At 51.5% G+C, this 23,542-nt stretch carries 18 protein-coding genes and 2 pseudogenes; 4 read left to right on the forward strand and 16 right to left on the reverse strand.

The window, feature by feature from the left end; all coding sequences use genetic code 11:
- Window positions 1–437 precede the first annotated feature (437 nt).
- From ACFOET_RS17930 to ACFOET_RS17945, 4 genes are all read right to left on the reverse strand, one after another.
- A complete protein-coding gene (locus ACFOET_RS17930) occupies window positions 438–1,304 on the reverse strand; it encodes a hypothetical protein (protein WP_379025222.1) in 867 nt (288 codons plus the stop codon).
- A 4-nt stretch (window positions 1,305–1,308) separates the two neighbouring features.
- Window positions 1,309–2,010, reverse strand: coding sequence for a hypothetical protein (locus ACFOET_RS17935; RefSeq protein ID WP_379025224.1), 702 nt, complete (start codon window positions 2,008–2,010; stop codon window positions 1,309–1,311).
- A 258-nt stretch (window positions 2,011–2,268) separates the two neighbouring features.
- Entirely contained in the window at window positions 2,269–3,612 is a 1,344-nt protein-coding gene (locus ACFOET_RS17940; protein WP_379025226.1) for a FecR domain-containing protein, read from the reverse strand.
- The gene (locus ACFOET_RS17945; protein WP_379025228.1) at window positions 3,605–4,213 is read right to left on the reverse strand and encodes an RNA polymerase sigma factor; all 609 of its coding nucleotides are present in this window, start codon (window positions 4,211–4,213) and stop codon (window positions 3,605–3,607) included. Before ACFOET_RS17945 ends, ACFOET_RS17940 begins: the two co-directional genes overlap by 8 nt.
- Before the next feature lie 642 nt (window positions 4,214–4,855).
- Here ACFOET_RS17945 and ACFOET_RS17950 point away from each other — a divergent pair.
- Together ACFOET_RS17950 and ACFOET_RS17955 are read left to right on the forward strand one after the other, a co-directional pair.
- Window positions 4,856–5,404: a MauE/DoxX family redox-associated membrane protein gene (locus ACFOET_RS17950; protein WP_379025230.1), complete on the forward strand. Its 549-nt coding sequence runs from the start codon at window positions 4,856–4,858 to the stop codon at window positions 5,402–5,404.
- Complete coding sequence (locus ACFOET_RS17955) at window positions 5,394–5,657, forward strand: hypothetical protein (protein ID WP_379025232.1); 264 nt, start codon at window positions 5,394–5,396, stop codon at window positions 5,655–5,657. The genes ACFOET_RS17950 and ACFOET_RS17955 overlap by 11 nt, the downstream gene beginning before the upstream one ends.
- Before the next feature lie 61 nt (window positions 5,658–5,718).
- Here the strand turns inward: ACFOET_RS17955 and ACFOET_RS17960 are convergent, their stop codons facing one another.
- From ACFOET_RS17960 to ACFOET_RS17970, 3 genes are read right to left on the reverse strand one after another with little or no spacing between them, the layout of a single operon-like run.
- Window positions 5,719–7,080 (reverse strand): TlpA family protein disulfide reductase, encoded by a 1,362-nt coding sequence (locus ACFOET_RS17960; protein ID WP_379025234.1) that lies wholly within the window; start codon window positions 7,078–7,080, stop codon window positions 5,719–5,721.
- Window positions 7,040–8,431 carry a RagB/SusD family nutrient uptake outer membrane protein gene (locus tag ACFOET_RS17965; protein WP_379025236.1) on the reverse strand — a complete coding sequence of 464 codons (1,392 nt, stop codon included), beginning with the start codon at window positions 8,429–8,431 and terminating at the stop codon, window positions 7,040–7,042. The genes ACFOET_RS17960 and ACFOET_RS17965 overlap by 41 nt, the downstream gene beginning before the upstream one ends.
- Before the next feature lie 10 nt (window positions 8,432–8,441).
- Window positions 8,442–12,164: a SusC/RagA family TonB-linked outer membrane protein gene (locus ACFOET_RS17970; protein WP_379025238.1), complete on the reverse strand. Its 3,723-nt coding sequence runs from the start codon at window positions 12,162–12,164 to the stop codon at window positions 8,442–8,444.
- A gap of 607 nt (window positions 12,165–12,771) precedes the next feature.
- Between ACFOET_RS17970 and ACFOET_RS17975 the strand changes: the two genes are divergently transcribed.
- Entirely contained in the window at window positions 12,772–12,996 is a 225-nt protein-coding gene (locus tag ACFOET_RS17975; protein ID WP_379025240.1) for a helix-turn-helix domain-containing protein, read from the forward strand.
- 32 nt (window positions 12,997–13,028) lie between these two features.
- Here ACFOET_RS17975 and ACFOET_RS17980 read toward each other — a convergent pair whose 3' ends face one another.
- The 5 genes and pseudogenes from ACFOET_RS17980 to ACFOET_RS18000 all read right to left on the reverse strand — a co-directional run bounded on the left by ACFOET_RS17980 (window position 13,029) and on the right by ACFOET_RS18000 (window position 15,694).
- A complete protein-coding gene (locus ACFOET_RS17980) occupies window positions 13,029–13,235 on the reverse strand; it encodes a hypothetical protein (RefSeq protein ID WP_379025242.1) in 207 nt (68 codons plus the stop codon).
- On the reverse strand, window positions 13,225–13,800 hold the full coding sequence (locus tag ACFOET_RS17985) for a zeta toxin family protein (protein WP_379025244.1): 576 nt from the start codon (window positions 13,798–13,800) through the stop codon (window positions 13,225–13,227). Before ACFOET_RS17985 ends, ACFOET_RS17980 begins: the two co-directional genes overlap by 11 nt.
- Window positions 13,801–13,806: 6 nt before the next feature.
- Entirely contained in the window at window positions 13,807–14,664 is an 858-nt protein-coding gene (locus ACFOET_RS17990; protein WP_379025245.1) for a HEPN domain-containing protein, read from the reverse strand.
- Between the two features lie 393 nt (window positions 14,665–15,057).
- Window positions 15,058–15,471: pseudogene (locus ACFOET_RS17995) on the reverse strand (IS256 family transposase); the annotation flags it as partial.
- An 88-nt stretch (window positions 15,472–15,559) separates the two neighbouring features.
- Window positions 15,560–15,694 (reverse strand): hypothetical protein, encoded by a 135-nt coding sequence (locus ACFOET_RS18000; RefSeq protein ID WP_379025247.1) that lies wholly within the window; start codon window positions 15,692–15,694, stop codon window positions 15,560–15,562.
- Between the two features lie 146 nt (window positions 15,695–15,840).
- Between ACFOET_RS18000 and ACFOET_RS18005 the strand changes: the two genes are divergently transcribed.
- The gene (locus ACFOET_RS18005; protein WP_379025249.1) at window positions 15,841–16,173 is read left to right on the forward strand and encodes a helix-turn-helix domain-containing protein; all 333 of its coding nucleotides are present in this window, start codon (window positions 15,841–15,843) and stop codon (window positions 16,171–16,173) included.
- Between the two features lie 48 nt (window positions 16,174–16,221).
- Here ACFOET_RS18005 and ACFOET_RS18010 read toward each other — a convergent pair whose 3' ends face one another.
- From ACFOET_RS18010 to ACFOET_RS18025, 4 genes and pseudogenes are all read right to left on the reverse strand, one after another.
- Complete coding sequence (locus ACFOET_RS18010) at window positions 16,222–16,602, reverse strand: DUF3997 domain-containing protein (protein WP_379025251.1); 381 nt, start codon at window positions 16,600–16,602, stop codon at window positions 16,222–16,224.
- 4 nt (window positions 16,603–16,606) lie between these two features.
- Complete coding sequence (locus tag ACFOET_RS18015) at window positions 16,607–20,041, reverse strand: DUF6443 domain-containing protein (protein ID WP_379025253.1); 3,435 nt, start codon at window positions 20,039–20,041, stop codon at window positions 16,607–16,609.
- An 11-nt stretch (window positions 20,042–20,052) separates the two neighbouring features.
- Complete coding sequence (locus ACFOET_RS18020; protein WP_379025255.1) at window positions 20,053–23,190, reverse strand: RHS repeat domain-containing protein; 3,138 nt, start codon at window positions 23,188–23,190, stop codon at window positions 20,053–20,055.
- A 78-nt stretch (window positions 23,191–23,268) separates the two neighbouring features.
- A pseudogene (locus ACFOET_RS18025) lies at window positions 23,269–23,542 on the reverse strand (hypothetical protein); the annotation flags it as partial.

The raw sequence follows: 23,542 nt of genomic DNA on the forward strand, positions 1-23,542 counted from the left end.
CGCGCAGCCGATCGGCAATGCATATACATACAACGCCATACTGGCTCCAGCACGGTGTAAGCTCGTCTCACACAACCGCTGCCTGCGTTGCAAAAGCCTGATATCGTACTACTTGATTATCCTCCAGGTTTAGGCTATTGCTTTTCGATTATTCCCCGATTGGTTGATTTCTTGCCGCTATACCAAATTATGCTTACACAACAAAAATAGAAAACGAATCGAATAAAACAAATGAATATGTATTTTTTGCAATTCGGCTGTTGGTGGCTTCAATGAAAACCTCCATTACTATTAAAACCAAACATCAGTTCCGTGTTTCACCAGGATTATAAACAATGGCCGAATGTCCAGAGTTCCGTTACTGGAGTGTGTTGTTAACCCATTTACGGAGATTATTGGATTAGTTCCGCTTATAGACGGCTTGGCTTCCGATTCATTTATCGCTGTTTCATCGCTGATTTCAGCTCTGCAATTTCCTTGTTTTGAAGTTCGCTGGTTCTGTTTAGATTAATAATGTGCAATGTCAGTTCTTCTACCTTTTCTAGCAGTCTTCGGTTCATCTCGGCCAGCGCCAAGCCATCAGCCTCCACTTCTTTGGCCGTGGGCATTCCGGGCAGGTGGCCGTTTTCATTGATATAAGCCTCGAGATCGGCAAGTGAAAGTAAGCGATAATCCCCTTGAAACACGTAATCCGGCCAGTTTGCCATCTCAACTTTTACCTCTTTCGCGCGGATGTTGCCATTTACCGAAAGCCGTTCGGACGGTGTGGTCGTGCCAATGCCGATATTACCGTGTTGGATATAGTGGTTTCCACTTCCTGTAAGCAACAGTCTACCCGTTGATTTCAAGTCACTCCTGGAATCCAATATTGTTCGCCAATCATGAAAAGCTCCGGTTATACCGTGCTCGTTGCTTCCGCCAGACCACGTACTAGTTCTGAAATACATTTTCTTCGTGCTCGCACCGATATAAATATTGGATTCCCAATGGCTGTTATAACCATAGATGGCCAGTAATGTGCCGTAATTATTGTTATCGGGACTACTGCCTCCGGGCCGTCTTGTATGGTAATCGTCAAATAGCTTTATACTCATGCTTTCGAGTTGAGTTCGCGGAGCAGCGGAAAAATTATAGTTCACCAGTGGAAAAGCTAGTTGGTTCGATTTAACCGCGCCGATGACGTCCAACTTTTTCGCCGGCGAGGTTGTTCCGATTCCCACATTTCCTGTCGACGGAAATGTGTTCTGTGCTTTGCTGGCAACGAACAACATTACATAGAAAAATAGTAGTGTAATTTTTTTCATGACGTCACTTATTTTTTAATTCGTTAACTTCTTGTTCCAGTAATGCCGTTTTGAGGCTTATCTCCTTAAGCTGATCCTCCAGACTATTCCTTTCCTTTTGTGCTTGAATCGAGTGCAGTGTCAGTTCCTCCACCTTTTCCAACAGTCTGCGGTTCATCTCGGCCAGCGCCAAGCCATCAGCCTCAACCTCTTTGGCAGTGGGCATTCCAGGCAGGTGGCCGTTTTCATTGATATAAGCCTCGAGATCGGCAAGTGGAAGTAAGCGATAATCCCCACGAAACACATAATCCGGCCAATTCGCCGTTTCCACCTTTACCTCCTTTGCTCGTACGTTACCATTTACGGAAAGTCTTTCTGCAGGCGTAGTCGTGCCGATGCCGATATTGCCATTAGCTAAGATTCTCATTACACTCCTATCTGAAATAAACTGAATGTCAAATCCGTCATTTGAACCGGCCCCGCTGCCACCGATCCGCAACCGAGGCACATTACTTAGCCAGCCCACAGTCAGCGCTGCTGAGTTATTGCCTGGATTTCGAACACTAACCGAGGAGTTGGTTGTAATGATGCCGCGGACATCCAGTTCGGTTTGAGGGCTTACCGTCCCTATCCCGACATTTCCCGTCGATGGAAATGGAAATGTGTTCTGCGCTTTGCTGGCAACGAACAACATTACATAGAAAAGTAGTAGTGTAATTTTTTTCATGGTTGTTTGTGTTTTAGTTCATTGGTGTCGATTTCAGTGAGTGTTGTTAATTCGTAGTCCGGTTCGAATACATAATCCGGCACGCTTGCAGTTCGAATCATAATTCTATATGGTGTTTTACAGCAAATTTCGCGCTGTTCCCAACGGGATAAAGCTAAGCAACGTAAAGTTTATGCCTGGCTCATCTAGGCTATAAATTTGATAGCGTTAGCCTATAAATTTGATAGGCTGCACCTATCATGATGCACTACACCTGTCTCATTTTAAACCGGTATCTCCATTATCATGACCGGCTGATGCCACCAACACGTTTCTATCCGGCATCGGCACAGGCACTGCGGGCTGCAATGGGTCCATCAGCGGGCCGCAGAAGCTGACCATACCGTCCCGCTCAACCATGAAAACATCCGCCGCGTAAAGCTGAGCATATACCTCACCCACTGGGGCCCGGTAGCAGACCGTGGCCGTTATACGTGGTCCTTCGGGTACGCACGCCATGTCCTCCACCCGGAAACCGTACCACCGGCTCATATCGGCTACGAACTCCCGCACGGGCACATTCCGGTACTCGCGCCGCATGCGGGTCCAGCCGAGTGCTTCGCGGGTATCCACACAAGCTGCACTTACGCGGATAGTCGCCGCCCCGCCCGGCGTCGTGCTACGGGTTTCCATCTTTACAGCATCGCCTGGGATACGCAGCTGCTGTTGCTCACCGCCGCCCCGTGCCAGCATCACTGTTTCCCCCTCCAGCAGGGTGGCACTTGTTTCGTTCCGGGTGGCCAATACGGTATATTCACCGGCCGAGGTATGCAATTGACTGTTGGCCGTCTCGAGCACAAGTTTGACCGGCCGCTGCGTCTTTTCCTTTTCGCGTAGCCGTACCCACGCCTGTCCGATTAGCTTCGCATACGAAACCTCCCTATCGACGTTCCACAGCGGGTATTGCAGGGTCGAACTCGCATTCAGCCGTATTTCGCTGCCGTCCGGTAGCCGTACCAAGCATTGCTGGTAAGGAAGGGTCATAATACGGATGGCTGGTACGTCTGTGGTATCCGCCAATAGCGGATACCTTACCGGAAGCAGCGCCAGCACGCCATCGGCATCACGCCACACTTCCACGTTGCGGATCACGCCGACGCGGCCCCGGCTCGTACGGTCTACGGTGATGCTGGTGGAGTCGCCCCACCACACCGTGCATGCAAATTCCGATGCCGGTATTTCGCCATCGCTTACCCATACCGGGCAGTTGGTGCCTAGGTCCAGTGGCCGCGGCCTATGCGAAAGCATACGCCCACCCAACCACAGCACGAGCAGCAGCGCGGCAGCCCCGCCCAGCCATGCTGCCGCATGGCTGGGCAAAGCCATCGAACGCCCGCGGCGTTCGCATTTCCGCGCCTGTTCCAACACCGGGCGCCAATCCATAGGTGGCTTATCCGCCAGTTCATTTTCCAGCTCACAGCATACCTCCACTTCCATACGGAACCATTCCTCCTCACTATACTGCTGTTTGGCTCGGTTCAGTTCTATCTGGGCTTCTTTTGTAAGCTTTCCTGCTGCCCATTGTCTGAGCAATTTCTTGACGTGTGCTATCGTGCTATTCATCGTTGCCTTTTTTTGAGTCGTCTTTTTTAGGCATAGATTCTTTTACATCCATCCACTGTTGCAGCTTACGCATACCCGTCAGCAACTGATTCGCTATGGTCTGGGCCGATTTGCCCAACAGTTTCGCTATCTTCTGATTGCCTAGCCCATCGAGGTATTTCATCCGGAGTGCTTTCCGGGTTTCGGGCGGCAGGCGGGCTACGGCCTGTTTCGCTGCTTCCGTGCGCTCATCGGGCTCCAGATGGTACAGCGCGGCACTATCATCGGGCACCTGCTCATGGCTTTCCGCTAGCGGCTCCAGTTTACGGCGCTCCCTTTTCTTGAGGAAATCAAGCGCATCGTTCTTTGCGCACCGGAACAGCCAATCTTTCGGGATATCGTGCCGCGCTACAACCTCCCGTTTAAGCCAAAGTTTGATCATCGCCTCGACAGCGATATCTTCCACATCTTCGCGGTCGATTGCAGTAAATTTCATCGAGATAAAGCGCACCAACGCCCCCCAGTACACCGAATAGATCACGCCCCAGGCCTCCTCGTCACGGCCTTTAATGCCGAGTTCCCGGAAAAGATCGGTGTTATGGTCTTTGGCGCGTCTTTCCATTGAAACTTATTGTGCTGTATCGTAGCGTGTTACAAAAAACATTTACCGAGCGATGGTATAAATCGCTTTCCCAAACCAGTTAAGGGTATAAACGCAAGATGAAAAGGATTAACTAATTGGATTATGAACGCAGATCAAAGGTAAGGACAACCAGCCAAACAAACAAGAAAAAACGTAAATAAATAACTGATTTTAAATACATTACATCAAACAGTGATGCTTGAATTTTATTGCCAAACTTTAGCCAAATGATACAGACATATGAAAAGAACAGCCCCCATACAAACACAAAGGAGTCCGGGATACGAGGTAGGTAGTGCAAGTCCCGGGATATGGCCGGTCGCCGCGGGTGGAACGGCGGCCCGCCATTTTTTTAACGATGTGCTAAGGGGAGTACCGGCTCAGACACCCCTTTTTTCCCGGGGGTGCGAAGCATGCGGATGCTCGGATAGTCTACCCCGGAAGATGACAGACCTATCCTTTGCACAAACCGGCGGTACTGGTAACTTTTTTTCCGGAATCCGCATGAAGGGGACGCTGAGCGCTGCGAGAGTGCGACGATATACTAGCGGCCCCCGGCCGGCGAGAAAACATAACCGGCCGGTGCTTTTGTATTATTCAACCTACGCAATGCCTACGATTATGAGAGATAACCGACATATAAAAACGCAGAAGGTGGCAGTCGAATTCACGCTCTATGTTGTAGCCATCGGTTTCATCGTATTGCTCGGTTTCGCCGGAACAGATAAAGTTACAAACCTAACAATGTTTCAGGATGGACTGAAAAACTCGCCCTTCATTCCTGCCTGGGCGGCGTGGCCAGTGGCTATTACAACAGTAATCGCCTTTTATGGAATCATTATCCTGCTGTTGGTTGGCTTTTGGAAGGCCAAGATCATGGAGATTGGGCTTTGGTGCAAGACAGCATTACTATTAGCTTTCACATTGTACGTCGCGGCCATCATGACTAAAGCGCCTTACAGGCCCTGCATTTGCATCGGACTGGATGAAGGGCTAGACTTAGGATGGGGCGCCCACTTGCTACTGAATGTCGCGTTGCTGGCTTTGGCATGGCTTACAACACTACTACATAACATATATAAGATACTTTTTGCAATAAGTGAGGCACCCTCCCAGCCTCTAAAAACGGGAAACTCTAAAAGGAAAGGAGGTATTTGTAATGAGACGTAAGATTTTCAGCATAATCGCGTTGGTTGCATTCGCAGCAACCACGGGCTTTTCTATGGTCAAGACTAATCTTCAGGACGACACCATCTGGGTGTACCTGACGGGTCCCGCGGGCGCTACACAAACGCCTGATTGTGACGCAGAGTTCCAGGAAAATTGTGCTCAGCTCTACGAGTGGGACGGAACGAACATCGGCGAGCCGGTGAAAGATGAAAACAACGAAAATATTTACTTGCAAGGCCGGCGTATCCTCTAGCCCCTTCGGTGAATGAACGCTGGTTTTCAAGGGGAGTCTGGGCCCAGACTCCCCTTTCCACTCAGTTTCGGGATCCTGCTTCCACCGCATCGCGAATAATGACCATATCCAATTCCCTATTCCCTTCTACCAGCTTGAGGCCATAATGACTGAGCCCATCATTCAGTGTTATCAGATCCGGCACATCGATAACAAGTGCTAAATCCACCGGGCTTTGGAGCTCCGTACCATCCACAAGGGGCAGGCCTTTCCGTAGCTTAGCTGGAAGGAATCCCAATAATCGGCCCACCGGCGCATGCTCCAATTGAATGGTCGCTCCAGTTTCGTCATGATAGTATGCCCGCTCTGGCCCACCGGTACTCGACGGCACCTTCGCGGAATCGATTACAACCAGCGTCAAGCACGGCACCATCCGGGATTCAACCGTAACACGGTAACCGAAATAGGCATCCAGATCGCGCCTGAGCAAGCCCGCGGCTTCTTTCATCCGTCCGGGGGATAGTTTTGATTCATAGGAAAACAGATTTTGCTCCCGCCAAGCATGTTTATTGGTCATTCCGCTTTCGGGTGGAATGAACCGCGCTGAGTCGGCTGTTTCCAGCACCAACCGGCTGGGGTCGGCTTTCATGCCGGAGAAGGAGTAGGCCCGGAGGTATAATTCCGATAGGGTCGCGTTAACCATCTTAATGCCAACCTGCCTGCCTGTGCCCGAATCGAAGAAAGGCCCGTCGTAGCGGCCGTCGTCCGATATTTTTGACAAAAGGGCCGAATATTGCAACAGGTTATCGAAATGCCGCCCGCCGCCCTCGTTCAGTAAAGATACGTGCCGCATATCCCCCAGATCACGGTGCTCGCGTTTGGGCGGCAGATCTACCGCTTCTCCAGCTAGGTAGCGGGCAACCGTACTGGCGTTGGTATGGGCTGATCCAGTGATCTGCATCACCTTTCCATCTTCATCAATCCATACGTGCGTCGGAACGGTCCGGAATTCGAAAAACCGGGTCAGCACTGTGTCGGCGATGATAGACGGTAGCTGGATATTCCGGGCCACGGCGGAACGTGCGTAGAGCTGGTCGACCTCTTCCCGCGTACTGCTGGTTACCAGAATGATCTGCAACTGGTCAGCAAAGCGCTCCTGCAACGCCTGCAGCTCGGGCATGGAAGCGATGCAGCTCGCGCAATACACCGTCCAGAAATCCAGGATGAGCAGCTTGCCGGCAAAATCCCTGAGCCGCAAAGTGGTGTCGTCATAGTTCCGCACGCTGCCCACGGCGAGATCGGGCAGGGCATCGCCGCTGCGCAGATAGGGCTGGGCATAACCGCTCACTGCCAGCAGCAAAGCGGGGAGCAGCAACTGCAACCGGCGGCCGGAGTTAGTCAGGTCAATCATCTCTGCGGTCGTTTTGCGTGAGACCTGTTTCATCGATCACGTATTCCGGGATCGGAAATACGTAGCGGCTGCTTTCAGGTGGTAGCCGGTAATTGGATCCGTCAATCTCCCTCACCAGCGTTACTGCACGCGCGGGTTCGGCGTTCAGGCGGCGCAGGTCTGTCCATCGCTGGCCGCGGAATACGAGTTCCTTACGCCGTTCCACGAGTATCCGGTCTAGTAGCTTTTTCTGATCCGACTCCCCGTAGGGGACAAACGACGAACGATCCATACGATGTGCCAGCAAGGTGTTGATATCCTCCAATGCGTCGTCGATATTACCCAACCGGGCGCTGCATTCAGCCCGAATCAGAAAGAGTTCGTCGGTGGCGATTCCGCTGAAGCGGTTGTCGGCTCCGCTGTAACTGCCACGGAAGCTGGGCCCGCCTTGGCTATTCACCGCAAAAAAGAGTTGCTTCCGCAAATCATCATCACGGTAACCGGCAAACAGTGTGCTGTCCACCATGCAATAGTTGAACCGCACAGGCACATAGTTGGGTCCAATAATGGCGTCGAAAATCACCTCTTCGTGCTGGGGTTCAAACGGATACTGCATACTTGTCCGGTCGAGAAGAGCATTGTAGTCAAGCAGGGCACTTTCCAGCTGTAGGGCACTATCGGCATACAAGACCGCACCGCGGTAATCGGCCATGCCCAGCAGGCAGCGGGCCAGTAGTCCGAAAGCCGCCTGTTTGGAAGGGTCTGTTTTCAGGGCTGGTCGGGTGGTCAACAGCTGTGAAGCCATCGATAGGTCGTCCATGACCTGGCGGTATCCGTCGGATACGCTGGCCCGCATCGTTTTCGGGTTCGGGTCCGAGGAAAGGCGCAGCGGGATGCCGGCCCGGCTGTTATCCTTATCTGGGTCCCACGCGGGTGCGAACAGCTGCAGCAGGTTGTAAAACGCCTTGGCCCGAAAGAAAAGTGCTGCACCCCTTACCTCGTCGTGTTCCATAGCATTGGCTGCGTTTCGCTCCACCCCTGCCACGGTCTCCAGCGCCACGTTGGCGTAGAGCACCTGCTCATATCCGTCGTTCCACTCAGCGATGGGCGTGCTTCGTGAGTCGATGGCCGGAGACCACACATAGATATTTCGTTCTTTTTCCGACCTGGACAGGTAGGTTGCCGTCTGAAGATAAAGGTCGTCCGACGCCAGCAGTGACATTCCAATCTGGTCATTGCCTATATTGAGCAGCGTGCTACTCCGCAGTATGGCTCGCGCATCGGCCAGGGTAACCGGCACCACGCGGTTAAGGTTGTTTTTGGCTGCGAGCCAGTCTTTCTCACAGCCCTGAAGCGCGACTGTCAGGAACGCGAAAAACGTTAGGTAATTACGGGTTTTGTTCATCGTTATGGGTTTAAAAGGTGGTACTGATTCCCAATGCCATGCTGAACGGTTTGGGCAACACGGGAATATTGGTGTTGGGGTTGAACTGGAAATCCGGATCGATGCCATGGCGATTCGCTCGCCAGAGGATACCAGGGTTCGCGGCATACACATATGTCCGAAGTTGGGCAATGCCCATCCTGCTGCAGACATGCTCTGGGAAACGATAGTCGAACTGCACGTCTTGGACCCTCACATGGTCACCCCTTTCCACGAGTACTTCGGACCGTAGGTAAAAATTATCCCGCATCGCGGAATTCGGGTATACCATTGACGGCACATCTGTCCTTGTCTCATCGCCGGGCTGCTGCCAGCGGTCGGCGTAATCCTGATGTCCAAGTCCATTGGCGCCGAAAAGCGCCCCGTAGTTGACCGACGGCCGACGAAAGTAGTATCCCAGCTTGTAGGTAATGTTCACTGAGAGCGAAAAGTTACGGTAACCGAACGTATTGCGGATTGCACCGAATGAGGTCGGAATTGCGCTACCATGCAGGATCAAGTCGTCGATTCCGATACTATTGTATGGGATTTCCGTATATCCCAGCACTTCGCCGCGGTAACGCCCGCGCGGATCGCCGCTGGCATCGTCCAGTCCGGCCCAGGGATAGCTGTAGACGGCGAACAAGGGTTTGCCGGGGATGGGCGTGATGTTCCCATACCCGAAACTGGCGTCAAAAAAATAGGCATCCAAGTTGGTGGGTTCGACGCCGTACCGCGTCACTTCGTTGCGGGTGTGGCTGACCATAAGGTAACTGTCCCAGCTGAGCTTCCCTACGGCATTCCGCGTATTCAGCTCCACGTCCCAGCCCGTACCTTTCATGTCCGCCAAGTTGCCGCGGAAAACCGTTCGTCCGGTGGTCGCGTCGATTGGGCCGTTTCCGACCAGGTCCCTGCCCCGGCGTGCATAATAGTCCACCCGCCCATTTACCCGGCCGCCGGCTATCCCGAAATCTATCCCGACATTGGTGACGGCATTGCGTTCACCTTTTAGCTGCGGGTTGGGCAGTCCGCCTAGGTTGGCTTCCCGCTGGCCGGTCGCAGCAGCGGTGAGGTACATCGCCGTGATGTAGGCGGTAGTATTCCGGTCGAAGTTGCCGTTGTAGCCATGGGTTGCCCGAAGGGAAAGCTCGGGCAACCAGCCAATCTGGTAAAAACGCTCACGGTCCACCTGCCATTTCAGTCCGGCGGACCAAAGCGGCACGGTGCGCTGGTTGGCCTTTACACCGAACAGGTTTGTTTGGTCGATGCGGCCGCTGAGCGAAAGCGTGTAGCGCGAATGAAGCTGGTAGCTGCCGTTGGCAAACCACGAACGAAAACGCTCGAGCGACCCACCGATGGCGGTATTGTTGCTGATGCGCACGCGGTTGCCCTGCGGGTACTGTAGATACAGGCTGTCGGTATTGGCACGCAGCGAGGTGCCGGTGTGCGGATCGTAACCGTAGTAGCGGCTGGCATGGGCACTGCCGGTTACTTCCCGAATCTCCATCCCGCTGATGGCATTAATCTGGTGCGCTGCCCAGCTCTTGTCATAATTCAGCTGTGCCCTACCGTTGTGGGCTAAGGTCTGGCTGGTCTGCCGGTCGAGCAAGGCACCAAACGGAAAGTTATAGACTGTCCGCTGGTGGTCGATTACGGTAAAGCGGTTTATCCAGTCACGCACTTCATAGGTTTGCATGCCCATCAGATTGTTGTTTACACCGTTCTGTCGTTCGTATTGGTAGCTTATGGCTGCTCGCAGGCCTGGTAGGGGCACGTAACTCAGATCGGTATTGATCCGGTAATTCTGCTGGCTGATGGTGTTTCCGCTGTTACGTAGCTCGTCAAGCGGGTAATACTGCCAGTCGAGCCTGCCATTTTCGGCGGCAGACGTGGCAAAGGCAGCATTGAAATCGCGAACGATGGGCAGCGCCTCTCCTTGATCTCCAGCCAGCCGCTGGTAGGGGAACGCGTCATGTAGGGTACGCAGTACTTCATTCGCCGTTAAGTTTGCCTGTGTGAACCATAGGTCCGCTGTGAGCTGCACGTTTCTGGCCAGCGAGAATGCGTTGCGGGCGCTCAGGTTGGTCCGTCTGAAGGTGTTACCGACAGCTGACCGATCGTTGTTATCGAAACCGCCGGAAAGTGAGTACCGGTGCTGGGGGGTCGACCCAACGATGTTAAGCGCGTACTGTCGGTTGACTTCGCGGCGGTAGAAGTAATTATGGATATCTCGTCGGATGTCGATCCTACGGAAGCGGTCCAGTTGGTCTTGCTTTTCAGCATCACTCAGTTGTCCACTGGCCAGCAGTGCCACCGCAGGGCTGATCACAGGATAGGTACGCGTGTTATTTAGCGCGCTGTTGTAATAGCCCTTACCATAAAGGAACTCCTCGACCGCTATCAGGTCCGCCGAGCTAATCCTAGGCTCATACCACAGGTCCGGCTTCTCGCCCACCGTCACGTTGCCGTTGAATGAAACTTGCAAGGGCTGCCCGGCTTTACCTTTTTTTGTGGTAATCACAATCACCCCATTGCCGGCACGGACGCCCCATATAGACGCCGCAGCAGCATCGCGCAGGATAGATACACTTTCCACATCGTTCGGATTGATGTTGCGGATATCACCCTCATAAGGGAAATTATCCACGACGATAAGCGGGTCGGCGTTCGCAAATATGGTGCTGCGTCCACGGATGCTAAGCTTTGGATCACCCCCGGCCCGCTCATCGAACATTAGCGAGGGCACTACCCCTTTCAGGCGGCTGATGATATCCGTGCTGACGGCTCGGTTCAGCAGCGCACTGTCCACAAAGACAAAACTTCCCGTGGCCCGTTCTTTCGGAAGCGTCTGGTAACCTGTTGATACGACCTCCACCTCTTCCAGCATATGTTCTGCCGAATCCAGCGCTACGGTAATCCGTTCCCTGCCGTCAATGCGTTCTTCCACGGATATGTACCCCATGTAGGAATAGCGGAGTACATCGTCCGGTTTTGCGGAGATGCGGTACTCCCCCAGCCCATCGGTGACGGTATGGATACCTGTGCGTTTGTTGGTGATGGTGGCTCCTTGGATAATTGCGCCATTGACAGCCGAAATTACCTTCCCGCTCACAGAAAGGCCCTTCCCTAAAGCTTCCGGGACATCGTTCCGCTGCTGTGCCCGGGCATGAAAGCATATGGTCATCAAAAGGATCGATACCATCAACCCCAAAGCGAGGCTCAGCCCGCTACGGGCTGGAGCCTTCGCATGGGTACAAACACATGATTCTTCGATATCTCTTCGGAGCTCCTTCTGGTCTTCCTTTGGTCTCGCTTTGGTCTCCGAGCTACCTTGGTTTGCGCACACCAACAGGAGTGTAGAACGAGTTAGCACGGAGTTAGCACCGAGCTCCGAAGCAGACACTGTACAGTCTCCAGTTGCATTCCGCTCCGATATATACTCCTTCCCTTGCCCCTCCAAACGTGCCTTTTTCCCGTACGTTTGCCGTACACCCTTCGGCAAAGTGCCGTTTTTTGGCCTTTTTGCCGAGATATACTCGGATATCACAGGGATAAGACCCGAATGAGGGATAAAGATAGGTGGACAGGAACACGGGACTGAAGCGACTATCCGAAGACTAGATACACCCGTGCCTGCCTTTCTCCTGCCCGTGTTCTGCCATCTCGCGTGCCGTACGCGTGCCGTATGCGGCGCGTATGTTACTTTTTCCCGCATACAGCCCGCATACGCCCCGATAAATTCTCGGGAGATGTCAGGAGAAAGGCAGAAGAAAGTACGAACAAAGGCAAAGCATGTTCGCGAGTTTCCTGTATAACTATTCCGCTTATCCGATACGGATTGTTGGTGTATATGGTGAGTTGGTTCTGTTCGTTTTAGGCAATGCGAGTCCCTTAAGCGTAAATTTTGCTTCATTATTATTATGTTTGGTCCAAAGAATAATCGGTTGACAAACAACGCCAGTTTTCAATAAGCGTTGGCTGAATGTGAAAATAAAGCCCTCATTCCGGTGCAGAAATAATATTAATGAAGGGATCTAGTAAAGGATTTAGTTGGTATGCAAAAACAGCAATACGGGCGGGCCTCTTCAACTCATTGCTGAGGTCTGAGAAATCACCCGAGCGTCGAATAAAAGAGGCCGCTCGTACGCCGTTGTTTTTTGGTCCTATTGATAACATCCGTTCATTTTTAGGATTCTCAGGCCGCGCAATGAGGATGTTTAGGGCAAATATAGGAAATGATTTTAAAATACACACATATATGTGTAATTTTTTATCATTTGTATTGGCTACTTCGCTTTGTAAGAAATGCTAAACCCTACGAGGTGGAGAAAATTGAACAACATGTTATTGATTTTGTAAGGAATTTGAGGGATCAACATGACTTACGTCAAGAAGATATTGCAAATATTCTGGACGTAAAACCTTCTTTTATCGGAAATGTCGAGAGCGCTTCCCATCCTGCCAAATATAACCTTAAACACATCAATAGGCTTGCCGATCATTTCGGTCTTTCACCTCAGGATTTCTTGCCAAGAAGGCCGTTATAAAAAATATACGGAAAAGTGAGATGGCTTCTAGCCTATTGATGGGTATCTTCTTTCGGTAATGTTTTAAGCAAGTCTTTGGCGGGCACTTCTTTAATTTCACCATCACGCTTGATGACGAGACTTTCCCCGTTGGCAGCAGATTCCTCCACTAATTTCCGCAACGCTTTCCGCAGCCCATGCAACACTTTATCAGCGAAGGGGATCTCGGGAGGTATTATAGCATTATGGTTAATTGCCATTGCTTAATTGCTTAATGATTGACCAAATTTCGTCATTTAATACGGCTTCTCCAAATTCATCATATTTAGCGACCAACAGCGGCTCGACGTCCATGTTATCGAACACGAGCCATCTATCACATAGTGGTGTATATAATTGGATGAGATTCTTTATTCCTCGGTAATATCTCCTTTTCACAACGTCATCCGGTATATGGTGTCCTCCCTTAGCAACACGCTTTGCCACACGCTTAATCGCATGATCGGGCGAATCAAGCCAAAGATAGAGCAAGGTCACTTCATAACCTTTCCCCTTAGCTTCCTTAATGAGTGAGACATAACTCCGTGTAGACAAGGTGGTCTCAAAAGCGAAGTCGGCCCGCTCATTCAACAGATCGTGAATACGCGAGAGCATGATGCGGCCAGCTTCCAACGCCACACGCTCTGGATTGAAGGGAGAAAGCCCTGCAGCGATGTTATCGGCATTGACAAATTCCTTGCAATCCAATATTTCCGGCAATATGGTGTAACTCGCCGTCGTTTTCCCAGCACCGTTACAACCCGCTATGATATAAAGATTTGGCACGGTTCTTTATTTGATGCTTTGAATTTTCTCGGTACAAATCCGTTTGACAATTTCTTTCATCTGGGTGAGCTTCGCAATCAATTCTTCACATTCCTCACGGGTAATGTTATAGTTAGGTTTGTAGCGGGCTTCGATATAGCCCCTTTTCAAAAGATCAAACAAGTGGGTTTGGTGAGCATCTTCCGGCGGTGTTAGAAATAAGGTGTATAACTCTCGGCTCAAATGCTTGGAGTAATTCCGCATTTTTTGCAGTCCATGCATGGTTGGTTTATAGCCCTCAAACACCAATAGTGCTGTTGCATAAAAGTTTTCGGCTGCCTGATGCAAGGAAAAAGCACATAGACGATATTTATCTCGAGTCAAATAAAAGTTTGCGCCCGTTAGAAAATCATCCCCGTTCGGAAACCATAAATCAAAATAGTCTTGTGCTTTCTTTTTTTGTTCTTCAGGCGTTAAAATCTTCGGTTTTACAAACTCGGTATTACCAGTATCATACAACAAAATACCCTCATTAATGATGCGCATAAAAAAAAATTGCCCGAACGAAAGGCCATGGTTAATATAGCTTATTGTATGAGGGGCCGGGCTAACAATGCCCTCGAAATCATTACAACGATTCTCAATGTGGCTAGCGATACTTGTTTCTTGATCCTTTTTATCATCGCTAAGTACCACCAAAAAATCGTAATCACTAATGTAACTTAATTTGATTCCATCCTCCACATACGACGAATCCACCCATTTACCTGTAGCGTGGCTGCCGAACAAAATAATCTTCTCCGGATTGGCTTCCTCCTTAATTATTTCAACAGCCGCAAGGATTTCTTTTTGCTTTTCTTCGGGTAAATGAGATAAAAGGTTCATCGAGTAAAGGTAGGAAAAATTTTTGCAGAAACAGAAATAATACTACTAATATGTTTAGTTTATTTACATCCATGAAACACGGAAAAAACGAAAAACGGAGGTCGTCAATCTGTATTTGGTTACCGTTTATGATAAAGGCGAAAAAGCCGACTTAAAACCCAATGAACTTACTGAAACAATTGAAAGTCTGGAATTGGATGAATATTCCGGGGCTCTGAAGGGAGTGTAAAACAAACTGTCGTACGTTTGTAATATAATAATAAACGCATGGATTAAGACCGACAAACTGTTGGTGCCTGACACCGTATGACACGATCTGCCCCCATGCGTTTACATCTCAATACTGAATAGTTCGTTAGGCATAAAGCCTGTGTGTACGACGATAGTAACCGAGATGTTATTGATCGTGTAGATCAATCTGCGAATGGGCGCGTCATACCGGAAATACGCCGTCAGCCTGTCCCAATTGCGACGCCAAGATTCGATTACCTTTTCATATTTACCACCCCACTTTGCCTCCAGATCGTCCATATAAGGTTCCGCCTGACCCAGCGTGTCAACCCGGTAAACCGGCTTGAGATCCTTTATGAACTCCTTCTGGTCTTTGCTGGCAACATATTTCAGGCTATTGCGGATCTGGTGAACCACGCAGGTTTGCACTTCCGTTTTTGGAAAAACACTGGCAATGGCATCTGAAAAACCCGTCAGGTTGTCGATGCTGGCAATCAGGATATCTTCCACTCCCCGGTTCTGCAGGTCGGTCAGCACGCCCAGCCAGAAATGGAGCCTGCCCTCCGTGTAGGCCAGCAGCTCCGGATTGTCCGTATGCAGTTTACCCTTTGCCATGACGCGCCGGGGTGATGATGAGTTTGCCCATGCTCGCCTCGATGTCCACCTAGGAACCCTCGTCGAAGCCCTGTTCCCCGAGCAATACCCCCGATATCCGCAGTTCCGGAACCCTTCGGGTGCCCGATGAAAGGTAGCGGTATTTCGGCTGTATCTTTACCCTTCTGCTGTGTTTTGATGCCATGTTGAAAAAAAGTTTTTAAGACCTATCTATCACAAAAGCAAAAGATATATCACAAACATGCAAGACATATCTGATTTTGATATGTTATTTATGTCGTTTATTTTGTATTAATACCATATGATATGGCATTTTAAAGACTGATAGGTATGACTTTCGGACAAAGGCTGATTACATTGAGGAAGGCAAAGAAGCTGTCGCAGGGCGATCTGGGCAGGGAAGTGGGAACCTCCGGCGACATCATCGGACGCTACGAGCGCGACGAGGTGACGCCTTCGGTCGAGGTCGCATCAAGGCTCGCCGATGCCCTCGGCGTGTCGCTCGACTACCTCTCCGGAAAGACCGACACCGAACTGGACAATGCCGCCCTGAGCAGGATAAGGGATATCACCGTCATGCCCGAGGAGGACAGGAAGCAGGTCTTCCTTGTCATCGATGCGCTCATACGCGATTTCAAGGCAAGGAAGGCTTACGCCCAGTAACGAAAAAGCCCGGCGCATTGGCCGGGCTTGGACTTTGTTGCCTGCTTTTTATTTACCTATAGACAGAGAAACCCCTAACTCATCTCTCTTACGCATAAAGGTTTCCCAATCAAAAGGGCCATAAACAACCTGCTTTTCTTTATGTATTATCCAGTATTTTACTTCTTTTGATGCATAATCCTCCCGAGGCAGACAATCAGGATTGTCTTTCTGTTTTGCTATTATATACGCGTTGTCATATTCAAAGCGCTCGACTGTACAAGGGATTAAACCGTTTCCAGTTGTATCATTAGGCCCGCTTATAAATTGATTAGCGTTGCTTTCGCTTATCAATATATAGTCATCACCTAAGTCGTGTAAATAATCACTCGTAGAACACGAATATGTTATAAACAAATAGCAAAAGCACATCCATCTTAGAACATTCATAACTCTATTTTTTTATAGGAGCCGTACCATTAAAGTATATTCTATACCCAACGCCTTTTCCCGCAACCGCATTTCCAATTTGAGTGGCAGCATTTCGGATTATTAGTTTATGCGCCTGTTGCGGAGGGCCGTTCCATCTCTTAACATCGAAATCATAGTCATCGTAAGTTCCTCTTGCTGCGCCATTCTCTAAACTCAACCCGATATTACCGTATACCCTGCCGTCTTTTGAATTAAAAAGCGTTTGAAAATATGTCACCTTACGGTCTGTTTTAAAATCACTCTGAGAGATACTTGACAAATCAATCTTGGACAAATCGACATATAGTGGTTCACCATTACCCGTTCTAAACCACTCATTTGCTTCTGCTAAAGTGAGATGCCCGTCATAGTCAGGCCTGCCCGGCAAGCTATGATAACTCTTTAATAGATTAGACTTTGCTTCATCGCCCTTCAATCCCGCCACCCCCAGATTCTTCTTCAAGGCTTCCTCATGTGACATCCCCTGCTTGAAATCCTTTTCGTTCATCACTATGGCTTTGCCCTGCAAACCTTCATCATCCGTTCCCAACAGATTACCGTCTTCATCATAGATTGGAGCCGCTGCCATCCCCGTTGGGTCGATGAACCTGAGCGGATTGTTTAACCCGTAATTGTACGGGGATACGTTATCGAACTCCTCGGCCAGCGGATCCACGCTTCCCCACCTGCCAATGACCGGATCGTAGAACCTTGCGCCGTAATCATAATACGCCGAACCGTCCTGCTGTTCCTTACCGTTGTAAAGGTAACGGTTTTTAGTGGCCGGAACAACATTGCCCGTCGGATGCTGGAGGCCGAACGGATAGTAATCCGTACGCAAGTTAACCACTGTCGGGGCATCCGACGAAAACCCACTGCGTGAATTCCCGAGGTGGTCCCTCAATACGTATTCGTACCGGCCCGTACCCGCAATGATACGCCCCTCCTCCATGTGGATCACGTTAAGCGTGGTGCCCTCCCACTCGATCCCGTCGATGTACTCCGTGGTCACCGGGCCGATCACCGAACGCAGCTTCCGGCCCGTCGCATCGTAGGTATAGGTGGCCGCCGTACCTCCGCTCACCGCTTTCGGCAGGTTCAGCTCATTGTAAACCACCGTAAGGTTCTGGCGCGCATCGCGCGTCATGTTCCCGTTCCCGTCGTAGATGTACGCCCCGCTGCCGCCCGTGATCGTCTGCAGCCGGTTGCCGCCCGCCGCCGTGTAGCCGTACGTCCATACCGCGGCCGCATCACGCTTCAGCGTCTTGATGTTGCCCATCACGTCGTAGGTAATCGTCTCGCTGTTGCTGCCGGCGGTGCCCGCCAGCAGGCGGTCCAGCCTGTCGTAAGAGTAATCGTACGCCTGCAACGCGGCCGTCCCGTGCTGCCACTGCTGCCATCGGATGTTGCCGTTGAACTGGGGCGAGGACAGTGTGTCGTAACGCAGGTACTGCCGGAACTTGGGGGATACCGTGTTCCGCAGCCACCCGCGCGCGTTGTAGCTGTGGTTGACCGTCTCGGCGAACGAGCTGCCGTCGGTGCTGTGCAGCTGCCTTGACCGCAGCTGCCCGATGTCGTTGTACACGCTGCGCGCGATCAGCGTCCGAGTGCCCGAGTTCAGCCGCTTCCATGTGTCAACCGGACGCTCGCGGTGGTCGTACGTCCGCTCCGTCCTGACCGTGGCCGAAAGGCTCCCCGAGGCATAATGCCGGCGGGTGTCCGACAGCGGCCGGCGCGTAAAGCTGTATTCCGTGCCGGTGTCGTCGTAGTTGCCCGTTGCTGCCGTACCGCCTTTGTAGTGCTGGCGGATCTCCCGCACCGCATTGCCCCGGTCGTCGTAATAGATGGCGCTCCACAGGTAATGCGACGTGCCCAGCACGTTCACCCGGCTCACCGTCGGAAGCCCTTTCGTCATCACACTGTATCCGGTGGGGCGGTAGGCCGCGGGAAGCCCGGTGAAAACCGACACGCTGTAGTCGTCGTAGAACTGCTCGGTAAGCACCCTGGTGTTGCCCCGTGGCCACGAACGGTTCGTGTAGGCACCGGCCGGACGCTCCTCCCATTGGTTGGCTGCCGTGATCAGCAGCACGGAATCCTGCACAACCGTGCGCCGGTCGCCGCCGGCCGTGCTGCCCATATGCGTCCACGTACCGGTCTTCACCGCCCGCCCGTGCGCATCGTACTTCGTAACCGTCCACTGCTGCGGCGACGCCATCCGCTGCACGCTGTCCTGTGTTCCCACCGGCTGGTCAAGCCGGTTGTAAACCAGGAACTCACGCCCCTTCCCCGGAACACGCTTCTCCACCAGACGCCCGCGGCTGTCGTATTTATAGTGGTAAACGTGGGCGGAAAGCCAGGCCGGCCGGTCGGCCGCCGCGGGAAGCGTGCCCCGGTCGGGCAATGCCCCCGGCGTCAGCACGAATGCCAGCTGCCCCAGCTCGTTGTACACGTAGTACGTGCTCAGCACCGTATTGGCATTATAGGTACGCTTGAGCACAACACGCCCCTGCTTGTCCGTGTATTCCTCCACCGTCCCGTTTCGGCCGTCGGCGGACGTCCAGTTCTCGTCCTTGGTGATGGCCACGTACAGCTCCCCCGCCGCGTAGATGCCATTTGACTCGAGTGTCAGCGTAGGTGTTCCCGCTGAACTCAGCGTCACGCCGTAGCGCGCAACGCGCCGGCTGTTCACCCCGAAACCGGCCACCGCATCGTTGGTGGAATGCTCCGCCATCACCGTCCTCCCGCCTGTGGCCGTGCGGGCACCCAATTGCCAGGCACCTCCGGGGAAGCCCTGCTCCTCCACCCGGTCCAGCGGCGAGGCCTCATACCGCCGCTCGCCGAAGGAGGGCGTAACGCCCCCGGAGACCGGGATCTTCACCACACCCGCGGGCGGGGCGTTATAATACGTGGCCTGCTGCGTCACCGCACCTGCCTTGAACGCACCGCCGGCTCCCGTGGCCGTGCCGTAGGGAAGGTAATCCCGGTGCTGCCGGCCGAAACCGTCGTAAGCTACCGGCGTCACCAGGTCTCGCGTAGCGCCGGCCCCCGAGGCCCGCACCCCCACCTCCTGCATGGGACGGCCCAGCCCGTCGTAGTAGGTGATGTCGCGCATCGCGTCGGCCACCGTCGGCGAAGCGGGCGGCGTATTGCCGTAACCCCGAAGGTAAACCGTCCGCTGGATGTAGTTCTGGTTCGCGCTCGCCGCATTGCCCAGCGCAGCCGCAGCCGGGGCGATGGACGCACGGAAGTTCCCCGTGCTTGTGAATCCCGGGGAGAGCGTGACCGTCGCGGGCGCGGTGTACTCCCCCGTCGCGCCCGTCCTGTTCAGCACCAGCTGGGCCGCCGCGGGATGGACGGCCACCAGGATGAATAGCACGGTGAGGTATCTTGTAGTCTTGGTGATGGTTTTCGTGTCCATGGCTGATGGTTTTAAGGCCGGTAATTGTATTTGTACTCCTCCGTAACATTACCGAAATGGTCGCGTGCGCGCCACAGCCGGCCGAAACCGTCGTAGTCGTAATACGTCGTACGCCCCGAGGCATCCGTCGAGCTCGACATCCCGATCAGGGGCTTATACGTGTAGGTCATGACCTGCGCCTGTTTCAGCGTGGCCGCCGAACGAAGCGGGGAAAGGAAACCCGTGACGGCCGCTTCCGACGGCGATGCCTGGTTGCCGAAATTTGTGACGCCGGTGCTGCCACCGAGTGCCGTCACAACCGCCGACCGCGCCGCGTTCCGGATCTCCGCAACCGGGTACTGGTTGCCGTATCCCCACACGTAGCTCACGGGAACCCCGTCCGCCTGGGTGTACTGCAACGGATTGCCCTTCGTATCGTATTCGTTGTACGTGAGCCGGGGCTTATATCGCGTGTCAGGCGAGTAATTGGCGGAGCTGCCGACCGAAGGCGGCAGCTGCCCGGCCGTCGTCCGGTTGCTGAACCTGAAGGAGGCCAGCGGCACGGGCGAGGCCGCCTCCAAAGCCAGCACCTGGTCCACCAGACCCTTGCCGCCCGTTTTATAGGTGGTGATGCTGCCCGACAATACCGTCCGCGTAGTGCCTACTTCCTTATACCTAACCTGCTCGATAGGGTAGCCGATCAGATGCCTGTCCTTCATCTCTTTGATGAAACCCGATGTATTGGCATAGTCGTGCGGATAACTTGTGTAGGTGATTTCCCTACCGCCGTCGCTGCTGGTTAATTCAGTGCGGCTCAGTTGTCTATGTACAGTATTGTCGTAAAAATACCTGGTATTCGATACCACCGGGTTCAGCCCATTTAAATCGTAATCGGTGACCTTTTTTGATTTCAGATATACGAAGTGGCCGATTTCATTATAATTGGAAATCAATATCCCTGAAATCGGATCAAAAGATGAGCCGCCCCCAGCTTCAAAATCAATCGTTGGTTTTAAGTCTATTGCAGGGACATAGACCGATGCACCGGTTAATATTTCATATTCATTCTCCGTTTTTTTCACCATAACACCTTCCGCCGTATAAACCTCACTACTTTTTTCAAGACCGCGCATCTGATTTATCGAGTTAAGCGGGGCCAATCGCATATCGGTGTATCCGTGGACAAACTCATTGTAATCATCTGGATAGTCGATATAGGTATGATATTTATGGACAGTCATTGATCCATCCGGAAAAATCTCGTCAACCTGCTTGTATCCTATAGGTGGTCCTTGGGGAATATCGTTAATAGGTTCAGAACTGAGTAAAATGCCATGAGTATTTGACCAAAGGCTATTTAAATCGACGAAATGTGCGGGAAACACAGACAACACACCGCTGGACGCAGAGTTATCCAACTTATATTCAAAATGTTTGGTCCTTAGCTCTGTTCCATCGAAATTTTTTATCGATTTTATCCGAAGCCCACCCCCCAACTTGGATGTAGTGGGCGTTGCGACCCTGATCCGAACCGTTCCGATAGCCCTACGTATATCGGAATTGGAAGGCTGCAATAATTCATCCGTACCGAAAATATCCTGCAGGTTATACGTACCTGCCGCGAACTGGTAATTATCGGTAATAAATGTACCCGATGGAAGCCAGGCATGGTTCGGGCCTCCAGCACTGATTTCGCGGGAAACTTCCACTAATGACGGTGAGGTTAATGTAAACGTCTGCGTGGATGGATCTATAGAAAAATATCCTTCTTCATACTCAAAAGAACTTGTTTGCCATTCGTAATTCACAAATGGATTGTCAGCATAAGAATCGCCTTGCATACTATAGGTATTGGCTTCGAAAACGAACTCGGTATAACCGCCAGTTGGGTAAGTGATTTTTTGCAATATTTCTGCCTTCATGTTCTCACCGTGCGGATTACGGTCGGCGCTACCGAAATAATCATTGTAGTATGACGAATAGGTATAGGGTATTCGACTTGTGCCGGTCACTATGCCATTTAAATACCCCCAGTAATCTACCCTATTCGTATAATAGGGGTTGTTTCCGGATGCGTTTATCGGCAATTTGGTAGAATTGTATCCAAAAGCATACGTTTGCGGTGATGCCCCCGTATTGTCGCTTAGGCTCAGGGTATTGAGTTTCAGTCTTTCGTTGCTATTTTCGATATAAGTAAACACCCATTTTCGTAACAAGACGTTATTGCCATTAAATAAAGCTACGTTTTCCAATTTACGCTCTTCAATTGCGGAAAGGGGTACGCCATTGGGTTGATAAAACGGATCATTTCTCTTGGTGGTTGAGAAAACCAATTTCCCCCCGTTAAAAACAATCTCACTAAGATAAATCACCTGATCAGCTTGTGAACTCGTTACGGTGGTATTGACATTTATAGGCAAGTATCCAGCTGGACCTGGTCGCTGTCCTATTGCGAATTTTTCAATTTTATATTGCTTGTATCTGTATTTGTTGACCGGAACCGAATAGTTGAATACAATAATGTCTCCGTTTTCATTCTCCATTTTCTTCAGATACCACGTTGAAGTATAGAATTCTATTGTGTTATTCGGCGAGTGATATCGGGACTTTTCGTGCTGGGAGAATGTGTAGGTAATCCCGTCACCTGTTTTGACGGTAAAGGATTCAAACCCATAGGTGCCGGATTGATCAAAGCTGATTTCAAAAGGTTCTCCGTTTATGAATCGTATTTGCCCATCGAGCCCGAAAATGAACTCTCCGGCCTTTCCATTGAAATTGAATAGGTATCGGTCCGACTTATCGTCGAAAGACCGCCAGACATAGTGTTGCATGAATGTGTTGTTCGGAACATAATTATTTAGTTGTGCCAATAACTCGGTTCTGGCCAGGTAATATCCGCCGAAAACATCGTCGGGAAGTCCTCTGACCACCCTGGTGATAGCTCCACCCGCGTTTAGGCTGAAACCCAACCCAACCCAGCTGGGGATATCCGCGGGCTTGTTTCCACCGGAGTGATATGAAAGCGAAATATCTACAGCCAATCTGCCGCTTTGAATCTCAAACAGTTGCTGTCCGATGTTGACCAGCCCATTATAGAGACTCACGGGATATTCCCCGTACCTGCCTAGCGATGCCGCTGTAGGAGAGGGATAGGTAACCCTGTTTTTCAAGATCCTGCCATCCCTCTTGGGCCATAAGCGGTAGCATCGTAATACCGAACGAAATCAAAGCAATAATGTTTTTCATAGTTATAGGGTAGTTTTCTTTAATAATTTAACTTCCTCCATCAATTGATTAATCTTGGTTTTTCGCTTTTCATCCGCCTTTTGCAACTCGATCAAATGCAGTGTCAGCCCCTCTATTTTTTTCAGCAACAGCAGTTTCATTTCAGCAAGGTTCAATCCGTCTCGCTCAATGTTCTTTGCCGAAGGTATTTCCGGAAGGTGTTTGTGCTTTTTCACGTAAGCCTCTACATCGGCCAGGGCTTGCAGTTCGTAACCCGGCTCGAACACGTAGTCAGGT

The sequence above is a fragment of the Parapedobacter deserti genome (assembly GCF_042646065.1).
GTDB classification, from domain to species: domain Bacteria; phylum Bacteroidota; class Bacteroidia; order Sphingobacteriales; family Sphingobacteriaceae; genus Parapedobacter; species Parapedobacter deserti.

What these genes read in the sequence shown, in the direction of transcription:
- ACFOET_RS18000 (WP_379025247.1), bottom strand. Translation starts at nt 15,694, where the DNA reads ATGGCATCAAAACACAGCAGAAGGGTAAAGATACAGCCGAAATACCGC.
- ACFOET_RS17960 (WP_379025234.1), bottom strand. Translation starts at nt 7,080, where the DNA reads ATGAAACAGGTCTCACGCAAAACGACCGCAGAGATGATTGACCTGACT.
- ACFOET_RS17980 (WP_379025242.1), bottom strand. Translation starts at nt 13,235, where the DNA reads ATGGCAATTAACCATAATGCTATAATACCTCCCGAGATCCCCTTCGCT.
- ACFOET_RS17945 (WP_379025228.1), bottom strand. Translation starts at nt 4,213, where the DNA reads ATGGAAAGACGCGCCAAAGACCATAACACCGATCTTTTCCGGGAACTC.
- ACFOET_RS17955 (WP_379025232.1), top strand. Translation starts at nt 5,394, where the DNA reads ATGAGACGTAAGATTTTCAGCATAATCGCGTTGGTTGCATTCGCAGCA.
- ACFOET_RS17935 (WP_379025224.1), bottom strand. Translation starts at nt 2,010, where the DNA reads ATGAAAAAAATTACACTACTACTTTTCTATGTAATGTTGTTCGTTGCC.
- ACFOET_RS18005 (WP_379025249.1), top strand. Translation starts at nt 15,841, where the DNA reads ATGACTTTCGGACAAAGGCTGATTACATTGAGGAAGGCAAAGAAGCTG.
- ACFOET_RS18015 (WP_379025253.1), bottom strand. Translation starts at nt 20,041, where the DNA reads ATGGACACGAAAACCATCACCAAGACTACAAGATACCTCACCGTGCTA.
- ACFOET_RS17990 (WP_379025245.1), bottom strand. Translation starts at nt 14,664, where the DNA reads ATGAACCTTTTATCTCATTTACCCGAAGAAAAGCAAAAAGAAATCCTT.
- ACFOET_RS17970 (WP_379025238.1), bottom strand. Translation starts at nt 12,164, where the DNA reads ATGCGGGAAAAAGTAACATACGCGCCGCATACGGCACGCGTACGGCAC.
- ACFOET_RS17965 (WP_379025236.1), bottom strand. Translation starts at nt 8,431, where the DNA reads ATGAACAAAACCCGTAATTACCTAACGTTTTTCGCGTTCCTGACAGTC.
- ACFOET_RS17940 (WP_379025226.1), bottom strand. Translation starts at nt 3,612, where the DNA reads ATGAATAGCACGATAGCACACGTCAAGAAATTGCTCAGACAATGGGCA.
- ACFOET_RS17930 (WP_379025222.1), bottom strand. Translation starts at nt 1,304, where the DNA reads ATGAAAAAAATTACACTACTATTTTTCTATGTAATGTTGTTCGTTGCC.
- ACFOET_RS17950 (WP_379025230.1), top strand. Translation starts at nt 4,856, where the DNA reads ATGAGAGATAACCGACATATAAAAACGCAGAAGGTGGCAGTCGAATTC.
- ACFOET_RS18010 (WP_379025251.1), bottom strand. Translation starts at nt 16,602, where the DNA reads ATGAATGTTCTAAGATGGATGTGCTTTTGCTATTTGTTTATAACATAT.